This is a genomic window from Nocardia sp. NPDC003693 (genome assembly GCF_053981095.1).
Map to the genome: position 1 here is coordinate 42431 of NZ_JBSFNO010000053.1, position 11324 is coordinate 53754.

Sequence of the window (11324 nt, forward strand, 5' to 3'; positions counted from 1 at the left end):
AGCGATCAAGCGTCCCGCTCTCGAATCAGGGCTTCAACACGATCCGAATCGGGTTGCCCTCCTTGGCTTCCAGCGCGTGGACTGCCTTGGCGGCGTCCGCTAAAGGCACCACTGCACTCACCGACCGCGAGAAGTCGACCCGCTGCAACCCCTGCAACTTCACCAGCTGAGTCACATGCTCGGGCCCCGACCCGTAATGCCCGCGCAGCTGCTGCTGGAAGAAGCTGAAGGCGGTCCCGCCGGACACCGTGATCGGCTTGTCGGTCAGGCCGACCAGGACCAGGCGGCCTTGGGGGCCAAGGCACACCACGGCCTGTTCGCGGACCGCGGCGACGCCGGCGAAGTCGAAGGCCGCGGCCAGGCCGGTGCCGGTCGCGGCGAAGATCTTGGCGCGCAGGTCGGGGTCGGCGGGGTCGAAGGCCAGGTCGGCGCCGAACTCCAGGGCGCGTTCGCGGGCGGCGGGCAGCGGGTCCACCGCGATGATCGGCGCGGCGCCGACCAGGCGCAGGAGCTGCACGCCGTGTGCGCCGAGGCCGCCGACGCCCCAGACGCCCACCGGCTCACCGGCTTTGATCTCGGCGGTCGCGGTGATGGCCGCCCAGGGGGTGGAGACCGCGTCGGGGATGAAGCACGCCTGCTCGAAGGGCAGCTCGTCGGGAATCGGCACCAGCGTGTCGACCCGGGCCAGGGTGTATTCGGCCCAGCCGCCGTCGTAGTCGACGCCGCGGGTGAAGGTGGCCTGGCCGCGCATCTCCCCGGCCTGCAACAGGACTCGGTCGCCGATCTCGGGTCCGGTGACGCCCGGCCCCAGGGCGTGCACGGTGCCCGCGACCTCGTGCCCGAGGGTGACGACGTCGCCCTTCAGGAACAGCGGGGTCAGGGTGCCGTCGATGAGGTGCACGTCCGACAGGCACACCCCGGCCGCCTCCACCTTGATCAGCACGTGATCGGGGCCCGGTTCGGGGATCGGCACCTCGTCGAGTTCCAACCGGCGGTTCGGTCCCAGGTGTAGACGCGCGGCGAGCATGGTCATCGACTCCTCGTGGCAGATCGGTTCGGGCACTCCGACCGCCATGCTAGGCCGATCGCGTGCCGGGTTCGGGTGATCGCCCGGGCTGTGGTTCGGTGGTGGGGTCCCGGCGGGGACCGGACGGGAGGTCGGTGCGATGGTCGACGGCGGCGTGGAATTCACGGTGGACGCCCTGCGGGTGCAGCCCGGGCGGCGACTCGGCGGCCAGGTGCGCCTGACCGGTGGCTCGGACCCGATGACGGTGTCGCGCACCCGGATCCAGGTGAACTGCCGGAACCCCACCGACTGGGACGACGACCTCGGCTCCGCCCGGCACCGGATCTATCTCGACGAGACGGTGGCGACCGATACCCGGGTCCGGGACTCGGGCTCGGTCCTGATCCCCTTCCGCATCCGGATCCCGTGGGACACGGCCCTGACCGAATCGCGCGGCAAACCGATCCACCCCCTGTCGATGGACATCCGCGTGATCGCCGAGCGCGCGGGTGCGCCCGCGCTCGGGCACACCCGCCCCCTGCGCGTGGTGCCGCTCCCCGCCCAGCTTGCCGTCCTGAACGCCGCCGTCGCCCTGGGCGCGGAGCCGAAGACGAGCCAGCTGTTCGACGGCGGCCAGGTTTTCGAGCTGTCCGGTATACCCGGCCGACCCGCCCCGGCCCCCCGCTTGGCGCTCGCCACTACCGAAAACACCCTGGCGGTGAGCTGGTACGAACTCGGCGGCCCGACCGTGGACTCCATCGAGCTCACCCACGAACAGGCGGCGGCCGAGCCCTGGACCGACCGCCTGGGGGAGTGGTTCACCCGCCGCCCGTCCCCGCGTCTGCCCCCGCCCCCGTCACTCTGACCCATCGCCGAATCCGCCGACGGTCGGTGGGTACGGCGGTCCTTCACGCGCCCGGTCGGCCCGTATCCGGCTGAACCCGTTCAGCTTTCGGCCGCCACCGGCGCCGGAACCGCGGGAGACAGGTGCTCGGCGAAGAACTCGCCGACGATCGCCGTAACCTCCGGCGCCCGTTCGAGCATCGCGACATGCCCGCAGCCGTCCAGCCATTCGGCGCGTTCGGGGCGCAGGGCGGCGTTCACGGTCCGGCCGGCGGCGGCGGACAGGATCCGGTTCTCGGTGCCCCAGATCGTGCAGACCGGGGGCAGCGCGTCGCGATCGGGCCAGTCGTCCAGGGCGGCGAAGGAACCCAGGTCGCGGACCAGGCCCACCAGAGCGCGGGCGGGGAAACCGGCGGCCAGGGGAGTGACGTACGGGCACTCGCGGTAGGCGCGGCCGCTGCTGAACCAGGTGCGAATCGTGGTGCGCGCGAACCATTCCGGGGTGTGCCAGCCGCCGAGCACCCGGGCGCCGAACTCCGGCAGGGCGCGGGTGGCGCGGGCCGCGAGGCCGAGATCGCCGCGCATGGCGGTGTTCTCGGTGAGCGGGTTGATCGCCACCACCGCGCGCACGAGCCCGGGTTCGCGGCGGGCCAGGGTGAGGCTGATGGCCGCGCCGAGACAGTTGCCGACCAGGCCGATGCCGGTGAGCTCGTGCCGAATCACGAACTCCCGCACCAGTTCGGTGTAGCGCTCGAGGGTGTAGCCGGCCGCGGGCCGGTCCGAGGATCCGTAGCCGGGCAGGTCCAGCGCGTACACCCGATGGTTCCGGGCCAGCGCGGTGAGCTGCGGCATCCAGATCAGGTGTGAGGAACCGGCGTTGTGCAGCATGAGCACCGGCGGGCCGTCGTCCCCCTGCCGGAGATACGCGATACGGGTGCCGTCGAATTCGAACTCGTTCATGACGCTCCAGGGCCTCGTTGCCGATGGTCTCGCACCCATCGTGCGCCGCGCGGTGCGCGCCGCCGGGCATTTCCCGGGTTTCGGTGCCGGATCGCGTTGTGCGGCGGCCCGTCAGGCCCCGGTGGAAGTCTCGCCCAGCTGCAACAGACCCCGGTCGAGGAACCGAACCATCCAGGCGAAGCTGGCGTCCGGCTCCCCGTCCCACTGGAATCCGCCCCCGGACTGCAGGGTGGCGAACCCGTGAAAGGTGCTGCGCAGGGTCCGCATCGCGTGGATCGTGTCGTCCTCGGGGATGGAATAGCCGCGCAGCACCGCCGCCATGGATTCCAGCAGTCGTGAACTCGGCTGTCCCAGTGGATCGTCCGGCCCCGCCGGCTCGACGCCGACGGTCGCCGCGTACCGGCCCGGGTGCTCGACGATGTAGCCCCGGAACCCGTCGGCGAAGGCGGCGAGCGCGGCGCTGCCCGAATGTCCGTGCATGGCATCGCGAATACGCGCGTCGAGTTCGGTCAGCGCGAGCACCGCGATGCCGTGCTGCAGGTCGGCCAGGCTCTCGACGTGCTTGTAGAGCGAGGGCGTCCGCACGCCGAGCCGCTGCGCCAGCGGGCTCAGCGCCAGGTTCGCGAAGCCCACCTCGTCGGCCAGCGCCGCACCGGCGGCGATGACCTCGGCTCTGTTCAGTCCGGCCCGCGGCATCAGGCGTGCGCCTCGAGGAACGGCAGGATCAGTTCGGCGGTGCGCTCGGGCATTTCGGCGTGCGGGTAGTGGCCCGCGCCCTCGACCAGTCCGAGGCTGCCCAGTCCGGCGGGCATGGCGGCGATGACGGCGCGGCCCTCGGCCTCGGGGTTCGGGAAGTCCGGGTCGGCGGTGCCCATGACGACGAGCGCGGGCCGGGTGACGTTGCCGAGCTGGGCCTGCGCGTCGGCGGGGGTGGATTTGCCGGTCTTCATGAATTCCGCCATCCGGCCCGGTTCGCGCAGGGTGGCGAAGAGGGCGGCGAGCTCGGCGTCGTGGTCGGCGGGCTTGGTCGGGTACGACACATCCAGGTACTTCGCCCACTGCCCCAGGCTCTTGAAGACGAGGGTCGACATGAGCGGCACCATGCCCCGGCGGTACCGCGGGGTCTTGACGAGCGCGCCGAGGTCGAACTTCTGCACCAGGGTGAACGGGTTGATCTCCACGATGGCCCGCACCAGTTCCGGCCCTTCGGCGGCGGCGATGGTCGCCGCGCCGCCGGAGAGCGAATGCCCGACGATGACGGCCGGTCCGCCCAGTTTCGCGATGAGGGCCAGCAGGTCCCGGGCCACGTCGGTGCGGCTGATGGCGTCCTTCCCGGTTTCGGACGGCCAGTTCAGGCTGGATTCGCCGTGGCCGCGCATGTCGGCGCTGACCACCCGGTAGCCCGCCGCCGCGATCAGGGGTGCGAGGTGCCGGAAGGCTTGACGCCGGTCGCCGATGCCGTGCGAGAGCACCACCAGCGGACCGTCACCGATCACGTCGTACGCGATCCGGCCGCCGTCGATGTCCAGGTACTCGGTCATGGTGTCCCTCTTCTCGAAGAAGTGAAGCTAAGTTCGATAGCCATAAAGCTAATAGCTTTAGCCAAACTCGTCAACCCCTGACTTCCGAGCGGCCACCCCGATTCGCCGTACGGCCGAGCCCGTGGACTTTCCGTGGTGCCTTCCGTGGTCAGCACGGATGTCGCGCCGACCGCCCGGAAATACCGTTATAGCCATACCAACCAGCACGAACAGGAGCCGGAGACTATGACCGCCACCCCAGCCAAGGGCATCAAGACGGTGCTGTACCCCGTCTCCGATCTCACCGCGGCCAAGGCGCTGTACACCGCCCTGCTCGGGGTGGAGCCCGAGATCGAGGGCACCTACTACGTCGGCTTCACGGTCGACGGCCACCACATCGGCCTGGTGCCGGACGGCGGCCCGCAGGGCAACACCGTCCCGGTCATCTACTGGGAGGTGCCCGACATCGAGGCCAAACTCGCCGAACTGGGCCCGGCCGGCGCGACCGCCCGGCAGTCCCTGCGCGACACCGGCAACGGTCGCCGCGTCGCCGAGGTGCGCGACGCCGACGGCAACATCCTGGGCCTGCTCCAGGATCGCTGAACCGCCGCGGTTCTTCGAATCTCGCTGTCCCCGAATCATTCTCGCCGACCACGGCACCCGAAACACCGCACATCCGGAGGAACCCGAAATGACCACCGATACCGCCACCAAGACCACCGTCGGCTTCTCCGCCGCCGAGCGCGCCGCCATGAAGGCCCATGCTGCCGAACTGAAGACCGAGGCCCGCCGCGGCGGCAAGTCCTCCAAGGCGGACGGCACCGCCGACGTGCTCGCCAAGATCGCCGAGATGAACGACTCCGATCGCGCCCTGGCCGAACGCGTGCACGCCATCGTCACCGCGAACGCCCCGCACCTGATGCCCAAGCTCTGGTACGGCATGCCCTCCTACGCCAAGGACGGCAAGGTGCTCTGCTTCTTCAAGAGCGCCGAGAAGTTCAAGTCCCGCTACGCCACCTTCGGCTTCGAGGACAAGGCGAACCTCGACGAGGCCGCGATGTGGGCGACCTCCTTCGCCCTCACCGACCTGACCCCGGCCGACGAGGCGTTCCTCGGCGCGCTCGTCGCCCGTGCGGCCCAGTAATCCGCGAAATACCTCCCGGCCTGCTGTTTCGCCCGGATCACCACCCGGTGGCCCGGGCGTTCGCCGGGGGCGAACAAGGTCGCGGAATTACCGGGCGGGGGTCGAGGTTGACTGGGTAACGCTCAACCTGAGTTGAGTAGGAGACGCTCAATCTTGGAAGAGGTAGAAGTCGTGACCAACACCCAGAACCTCCCGGTCCTGTTCCTGACCGATCCGATCGTGCTGCCCGGCATGATCGTCCCGATCGAGCTCGACGAGTCCGCGCAGGCCGCCATCGACGCCGCCCAGGCCGGCAAGGTCAACCAGGTGTTGGTAGCGCCGCGACTGGATCAGGGCTACGCCGGATACGGCGTGGTCGCCACCATCGAGCAGGTCGGCCGCATGCGCGGGGGCGCGCCCGCCGCGGTCCTCAAGGCCGAGGGCCGGGTGAAGATCGGCCACGGCGTGACCGGACCCGGCGCGGCCCTGTGGGTCGAGGCCGAGCTGGTCGAGACCCCGCCCGCCGACGGCCGCACCCGGGATCTGGCCGCCGAGTACAAGAAGCTGGTCGTCGCGGTGCTCCAGCGCCGTGAGGCCTGGCAGGTCATCGACGCGGTCAATCAGCTCTCCGATCCGTCGGCCATCGCCGACGCGGCGGGCTGGGCGTCGTACCTGAGCCACGACCAGAAGCGTGAGCTGCTCGAAACCCTCGATGTGGCAACCCGTTTGACCAAGCTGACCGAGTGGACCAAGCAGCACATCGCCGAGACCGAGGTCAACGAGAAGATCAGCGAGGAAGTGCGCGACGGGGTCGAGAAGTCCCAGCGCGAGTTCCTGCTGCGCCAGCAGCTCAACGCGATTCGCAAGGAGCTCGGCGAGGACGAGCCGGACGGCGCGGAGGATTACCGCACTCGGATCGAGAACGCCGACCTGCCCGAGGACATTCGCGAGGCCGCGCTGCGCGAGGTCGGGCGGCTGGAGCGGGCGAGCGATCAGAGTCCGGAATCGGGCTGGATCCGCACCTGGCTGGACACCGTCCTGGAGCTGCCGTTCGGCGTGAAAACCGAGGACAGCACCGATGTCTCGGCCGCGCGCGCGGTGCTGGACGCCGATCACCACGGCCTGGACGAGGTCAAGGACCGCATGGTCGAGTACTTGGCGGTGCGCGCTCGTCGCGCCGCCCGCGGCCTGGAGGTCGTCGGCGGTCGCGGTTCCGGCGCGGTGCTGGTGCTGGTCGGCCCGCCCGGCGTGGGCAAGACCTCGCTGGGTGAGTCCGTGGCACGGTCGCTGGGGCGCAAGTTCGTTCGCGTCGCCCTGGGCGGCGTGCGCGACGAGGCCGAGATCCGCGGCCACCGGCGCACCTACGTCGGCGCGCTGCCCGGTCGCATCGTGCGGGCCATGAAGGAGGCGGGTTCGATGAATCCCGTCGTCCTGCTGGACGAGATCGACAAGGTCGGCTCCGATTTCCGCGGTGATCCGGCGGCGGCGCTGCTCGAGGTCCTGGACCCCGCGCAGAACCACACCTTCCGCGATCACTACCTGGATCTGGATCTGGACCTGTCCGACGTGCTGTTCATCGCGACCGCGAATGTCATGGACACCATCCCCGGCCCGCTGCTGGACCGCATGGAGCTCATCACCGTCGACGGTTACACCGAGGACGACAAGGTCGCCATCGCCCGTGACTTCCTGATCCCGCGGCAGCTCGAGCGCAACGCGCTCACCGCCGACGAGGTCGAGTTCACCGACGAGGCCCTGCGCGAGGTGGCGGCGAACTACACCCGCGAAGCCGGTGTGCGGCAGTTGGAAAGGCTCATCGCCAAGGCCCTGCGCAAGGCGGCGACCAGGCTGTCGGAGTCGGCGGACCCCGCCGCGGGGAGCATCGTCGCCGCCGGCGAGTTCGTGCCGGACACCGGAAGCGATTCCGCCGCACTGGGTTACGACGCGGAGCTGGGCTACGACGCCGGGGTTCCGGTGTCGGCGGCGGATCGCCTGGTGATCGGCGTCGGCGACCTGAAGGACTACCTGGGCCGTCCGCGCTTCACCCCCGACGGGGTGGAACGCACCGCGGTGCCCGGTGTCGCGACGGGTCTGGCAGTGACCGGCGCCGGCGGCGACGTCCTCTACATCGAGGCCAACGCCGCCGAGGGCGAGCGCTCGCTGACCCTGACCGGTCAACTGGGTGACGTGATGAAGGAATCCGCGCAGATCGCGCTGACCTACGTCCGCTCGCACCTGGAGGAGATCGGGATCGAGCCGAAGGTCCTGGATCGCAACATCCACATCCACTTCCCCGCGGGCGCCGTCCCCAAGGACGGTCCCTCGGCCGGCGTCACCATGGTCACCGCCCTGGTCTCGCTCGCCCTGGGCCGTCAGGTCCGCGCGGATGTGGGCATGACCGGCGAGGTCACCCTGAACGGGCGCGTCCTGCCGATCGGCGGCGTGAAGCAGAAACTCCTCGCCGCCCAGCGCGCGGGCCTGAAGACCGTCTTCATCCCCGCCCGCAACGAGCCCGATCTCGACGAGGTCCCCGCCGAGGTCCTGGCCGCCCTGGATGTGCGCCCCGTCGCCGACGTGGCCGACATCCTGGCCTACGCCATCGAACCGGTCATCGAACCGGCGCTCGATGGCCGCACCCTGAGCGCCACCGCCTGACCGGCGCTCACCCACGGCGGCCGTGCGCGTGTGTTCCCCACCCGCACGGCCGCCGTGCCGTGTCCGGCCTCGGTCGCACATCCCGCCGATGAGCCCGGGGGAGTAAACAACTGGCAACCCGAACGGCCCGTGTATGTTTCACATGAAACGAAACCTGCACGGGCCGTTCATTTCTCGTACGGTGACTGGTTGTGATGACTGTTGCCACCTGGAACGTTCTGCACCGTGTACACGCTGACAACTGGGACAGCGAGATTGCCGAGAAGTGGCCGGACGAGCGCGAGCGCATCTCCGCCGTCGGGGCACTGTTGGCCGACCGATCGGAAAAGGTGATCGCGCTCCAGGAGGTCAGCGGCGACCAGCTGGCGGAACTGCGAAGGGTTATGCCGGACAGGGGTTTTCACACGCTGCGGTACCCGCGGATTCCCAGGCCCAAGCGGGTTGCCTCGCAGTTGGCCGACGGTACCGAAGCGCTGGTGCTCATGGTGGACGGGCCGAGCCGGGAGGTGTCCGCCGAGCCGTTCGTCAGCGACCCAGGCAACGGCGCTCTCGCCGTCGAGGTGGACGGTGTGCTCGTGATCGCCACCCATGTCACCGGAGACGGTCGCCGAGACGTCCAATTCGCCCGGCTCGCCGAGCTGGCCGGGTGCGAGCCCGCGGTCCTGCTCGGCGATTTCAACGCCGACAGCATCACCGTGGCTACCGCGCTGGGGCCCGAATTCGCCTTCGCGAGTTTCGCGCCCGGCTCCGCCGCGACCCGGCCACGCACCGCGAGTTCGAAATCCCAGTTCATCGATCACGTCATCGCGCGCGGCCGCGCCGTGCGCGCGGCCGCCGTGGTCGATGTGGCGGGGGTGTCGGACCACAACCTGGTCCACGCCGTCATCGACTGACGGGCTCAGAACTCCCCGGCCACGCCCAGTACGGTGCGGCCGGAGTGGGTGCCCTCGAGGACGGCGTGCAGCACGGCGCCGGCCTCGGTCACCGGCGCGTAGTTCTCCAGCAGCGAAAGGCTCTGCGGATTCAGCTCTTTCGCGAGCCGGGACCAGAGTTCGCGGCGCGCGGCGATGGGATGGTGCACCGAGTCGATGCCGAGCAGGGACACCCCGCGCAGGATGAAGGGCATGACCGTGGTGGGCAGGTCGGTGCCGCCGGTGAGACCGCTGACCGCCACCGCCCCACCGTATTTCGTGGTCGAGAGGATGTGCGCGAGCGAGGTGCCGCCGACGCTGTCGACCGCGCCGGCCCACAGCGATTTGCCCAGCGGCCGGACCTTCTCGCCCTCGGCGGGGAGCCGCCCGATCACCTCGGACGCGCCGAGCGTGGTGAGTAGTTCGGTGGTGCCGAGCTTGCCGGTGGAGGCGATGACCTCGAACCCCAGCGTGGACAGGATGTCCACCGCGATGCTGCCGACGCCGCCGGTCGCGCCGGTGACCAGGACCGGACCCGAGGCGGGGGTGAGCCCGTGGTCGAGCAGCGATTGCACGCTCAGGGCCGCGGTGTACCCGGCGGTGCCGATGGCGGCGGCCTCGCGCGGGGTCAGCCCGTCGAGCTTGACCACCCACTCGGCGGGCACCCGGGCGTATTCGGCGAAGCCGCCGTGCTCGGTGACGCCGATGCCGTACCCGTGCGCCACCACCGGATCACCGACGGCGAAGTCGGGGCTGTCCGAGCGGAACACCTCACCGGTGATGTCGATGCCCGGCACGATCGGGTAGTCGCGCACCACGCCGCCGCCGGGGGTGATGGCCAGGGCGTCCTTGTAGTTGGCGCTGGAGAAATGCACCTTGATCGTCACGTCGCCCGCGGGCAGGAAATCCTCGGTGACCACCCCGCGATCGAGCGTGATCCCGCTGTCCGATTTGTGTGCCACCATCGCCTGGAATTCCATGCTCCGAGCATAGGACCCGGCTCCCCGCCACAACAGGGTCCGGCGTCGGCGAGGCGGCATTACCCCGCGGGTAATCGCTTTCGCTCACCCGCTGCGGGACCGTTGTCCCAACCCGCGAAAAGCAAAGGAGCGCAGCCGATATGCCGACCTACCAGAGCACCGACGGCACCACCCTCGCTTACGAGGACTACGGCACCGGGAACCCGATTCTCTTCGTGGCGGGCTGGTCCCTGAACTCGGAGATGTGGGAGTACCAGCTGCACTTCTTCCTGGACCGGGGCTACCGCTGCATCCTGCCGGACCGGCGCGGTCACGGCCGCTCCGAACGCCCGAGCACCGGCTACGACGTGGACACCCGCGCCGACGACCTGGCCCGTCTCGTCGAGCACCTGGACCTGCGCGACTTCACGCTCGTCGCGCATTCGGCGGGCGGCGCGGAGGCGGTGCGCTATCTGGCCCGGCACGGCCGGGACCGCGCGGTGCGCCTGGCCCTACTCGCGCCCGCGATTCCCTACCTGTGCCAGACCCCGGACAACCCGGTGGGCGCCCCGCGTGAACTGCTCGAAGCCTCCCTGCACCAGCTCCGCACCGACCGCCCGCAGTGGTTCGCCGATCGCGCGCAGGGCTATTTCGCCACCCACCTGCGGCCCGGCACGAGTCAGGCGGTGATGGACCTGGAGATGAGCCGCTGCCTCTCGGCCTCCCCGTACGCCTCGGTCGAGGTGCAGCGTCAGCTGTTCACCTCCGATCACCGCCCCGACGTGGAGGCGCTGACCCTGCCGGTCCTGCTGCTGCACGGCTGGGCCGATCAGTCGATCCCGATCGAGATCAGCAGCAGGCAGGCGGTGCTGCTCGCCCCGCACGCGGTGCTGAAGGAGTACCCCGACGCCGGTCACGGCCTGTACATCACGCACGCCGCCGAGGTGAACGCGGAGATCCTGGCCTTCATGAAAGGGTGAGCGGCGGGGCGCGCCGGACAGTCGCCGCGCCCCGTATCCCGGCTCCGGCTCAGGCGAACTTCGGCGCCCGCTTGCCGACGAACGCGGCGATGCCTTCCGCACCGTCGGCCGATTCGGCGGAATTCGTGATGAACGTGGCCTCGGTGGCCAGCTGCTCCTCGAGCGTGTGCTGCCCCGACACCAGCAGCAGCTTCTTGACGTGCGCGTTGGAGCCCTTGGGCCCGGCGGCGAACTGCTCGGCGAGCTCGTCGACGGTCGCGGCGAGCTCGGCGTCCGCCACCACCCGATGCAGCAATCCCCACTCGAGTGCCTCGGCGGCGGTGAGCACGCGGTTGGTGAGCATGAGGTCCTGGGTGCGGCGCAGGCC

At 70.2% G+C, this 11324-nt stretch carries 12 protein-coding genes; 6 read left to right on the forward strand and 6 right to left on the reverse strand.

Annotated features, from left to right (window positions below):
• Nucleotides 1-25 precede the first annotated feature (25 nt).
• The gene (locus ACWDOP_RS35710) at nucleotides 26-1033 is read right to left on the reverse strand and encodes a zinc-binding dehydrogenase (protein ID WP_456348604.1); all 1008 of its coding nucleotides are present in this window, start codon (nucleotides 1031-1033) and stop codon (nucleotides 26-28) included.
• A gap of 133 nt (nucleotides 1034-1166) precedes the next feature.
• Here ACWDOP_RS35710 and ACWDOP_RS35715 point away from each other — a divergent pair, with 133 nt between their 5' ends.
• Nucleotides 1167-1871: a sporulation protein gene (locus ACWDOP_RS35715; RefSeq protein ID WP_456348591.1), complete on the forward strand. Its 705-nt coding sequence runs from the start codon at nucleotides 1167-1169 to the stop codon at nucleotides 1869-1871.
• Nucleotides 1872-1951: 80 nt separating this feature from the next.
• Here the strand turns inward: ACWDOP_RS35715 and ACWDOP_RS35720 are convergent, their stop codons facing one another.
• The 3 genes from ACWDOP_RS35720 to ACWDOP_RS35730 all read right to left on the reverse strand — a co-directional run bounded on the left by ACWDOP_RS35720 (nucleotide 1952) and on the right by ACWDOP_RS35730 (nucleotide 4350).
• Nucleotides 1952-2809, reverse strand: a complete 858-nt coding sequence (locus ACWDOP_RS35720; RefSeq protein WP_456348592.1) for an alpha/beta fold hydrolase — start codon at nucleotides 2807-2809, stop codon at nucleotides 1952-1954.
• A 111-nt stretch (nucleotides 2810-2920) separates the two neighbouring features.
• Complete coding sequence (locus ACWDOP_RS35725) at nucleotides 2921-3505, reverse strand: TetR/AcrR family transcriptional regulator (RefSeq protein ID WP_456348593.1); 585 nt, start codon at nucleotides 3503-3505, stop codon at nucleotides 2921-2923.
• Nucleotides 3505-4350 carry an alpha/beta fold hydrolase gene (locus ACWDOP_RS35730; protein ID WP_456348594.1) on the reverse strand — a complete coding sequence of 282 codons (846 nt, stop codon included), beginning with the start codon at nucleotides 4348-4350 and terminating at the stop codon, nucleotides 3505-3507. Before ACWDOP_RS35730 ends, ACWDOP_RS35725 begins: the two co-directional genes overlap by 1 nt.
• Before the next feature lie 225 nt (nucleotides 4351-4575).
• Here ACWDOP_RS35730 and ACWDOP_RS35735 point away from each other — a divergent pair, with 225 nt between their 5' ends.
• From ACWDOP_RS35735 to ACWDOP_RS35750, 4 genes are all read left to right on the forward strand, one after another.
• A complete protein-coding gene (locus ACWDOP_RS35735) occupies nucleotides 4576-4932 on the forward strand; it encodes a VOC family protein (RefSeq protein WP_454200868.1) in 357 nt (118 codons plus the stop codon).
• Between the two features lie 88 nt (nucleotides 4933-5020).
• Nucleotides 5021-5473 carry an iron chaperone gene (locus ACWDOP_RS35740; protein ID WP_456348595.1) on the forward strand — a complete coding sequence of 151 codons (453 nt, stop codon included), beginning with the start codon at nucleotides 5021-5023 and terminating at the stop codon, nucleotides 5471-5473.
• Between the two features lie 171 nt (nucleotides 5474-5644).
• A complete protein-coding gene (gene lon, locus ACWDOP_RS35745; RefSeq protein WP_456348596.1) occupies nucleotides 5645-8107 on the forward strand; it encodes an endopeptidase La in 2463 nt (820 codons plus the stop codon).
• Between the two features lie 194 nt (nucleotides 8108-8301).
• Nucleotides 8302-9000, forward strand: a complete 699-nt coding sequence (locus tag ACWDOP_RS35750; protein WP_456348597.1) for an endonuclease/exonuclease/phosphatase family protein — start codon at nucleotides 8302-8304, stop codon at nucleotides 8998-9000.
• Nucleotides 9001-9005: 5 nt separating this feature from the next.
• Here the strand turns inward: ACWDOP_RS35750 and ACWDOP_RS35755 are convergent, their stop codons facing one another.
• Nucleotides 9006-9998, reverse strand: coding sequence for an acrylyl-CoA reductase family protein (locus ACWDOP_RS35755; RefSeq protein ID WP_456348598.1), 993 nt, complete (start codon nucleotides 9996-9998; stop codon nucleotides 9006-9008).
• A gap of 140 nt (nucleotides 9999-10138) precedes the next feature.
• On the opposite strand from ACWDOP_RS35755, the gene ACWDOP_RS35760 reads away from it, so the two are divergent.
• Complete coding sequence (locus tag ACWDOP_RS35760) at nucleotides 10139-10957, forward strand: alpha/beta fold hydrolase (RefSeq protein ID WP_456348599.1); 819 nt, start codon at nucleotides 10139-10141, stop codon at nucleotides 10955-10957.
• 49 nt (nucleotides 10958-11006) lie between these two features.
• On the opposite strand, the gene ACWDOP_RS35765 is transcribed toward ACWDOP_RS35760, so the two are convergent.
• The coding region (locus ACWDOP_RS35765) for an enoyl-CoA hydratase/isomerase family protein (RefSeq protein WP_456348600.1) at nucleotides 11007-11324 on the reverse strand (318 nt) is incomplete at its 5' end.

Coding starts and splice junctions, on each gene's coding strand:
- ACWDOP_RS35735 (WP_454200868.1), top strand. CDS start 4,576: ATGACCGCCACCCCAGCCAAGGGCATCAAGACGGTGCTGTACCCCGTC.
- ACWDOP_RS35750 (WP_456348597.1), top strand. CDS start 8,302: ATGACTGTTGCCACCTGGAACGTTCTGCACCGTGTACACGCTGACAAC.
- ACWDOP_RS35760 (WP_456348599.1), top strand. CDS start 10,139: ATGCCGACCTACCAGAGCACCGACGGCACCACCCTCGCTTACGAGGAC.
- ACWDOP_RS35740 (WP_456348595.1), top strand. CDS start 5,021: ATGACCACCGATACCGCCACCAAGACCACCGTCGGCTTCTCCGCCGCC.
- ACWDOP_RS35755 (WP_456348598.1), bottom strand. CDS start 9,998: ATGGAATTCCAGGCGATGGTGGCACACAAATCGGACAGCGGGATCACG.
- ACWDOP_RS35710 (WP_456348604.1), bottom strand. CDS start 1,033: ATGACCATGCTCGCCGCGCGTCTACACCTGGGACCGAACCGCCGGTTG.
- ACWDOP_RS35730 (WP_456348594.1), bottom strand. CDS start 4,350: ATGACCGAGTACCTGGACATCGACGGCGGCCGGATCGCGTACGACGTG.
- ACWDOP_RS35720 (WP_456348592.1), bottom strand. CDS start 2,809: ATGAACGAGTTCGAATTCGACGGCACCCGTATCGCGTATCTCCGGCAG.
- ACWDOP_RS35715 (WP_456348591.1), top strand. CDS start 1,167: ATGGTCGACGGCGGCGTGGAATTCACGGTGGACGCCCTGCGGGTGCAG.
- ACWDOP_RS35725 (WP_456348593.1), bottom strand. CDS start 3,505: ATGCCGCGGGCCGGACTGAACAGAGCCGAGGTCATCGCCGCCGGTGCG.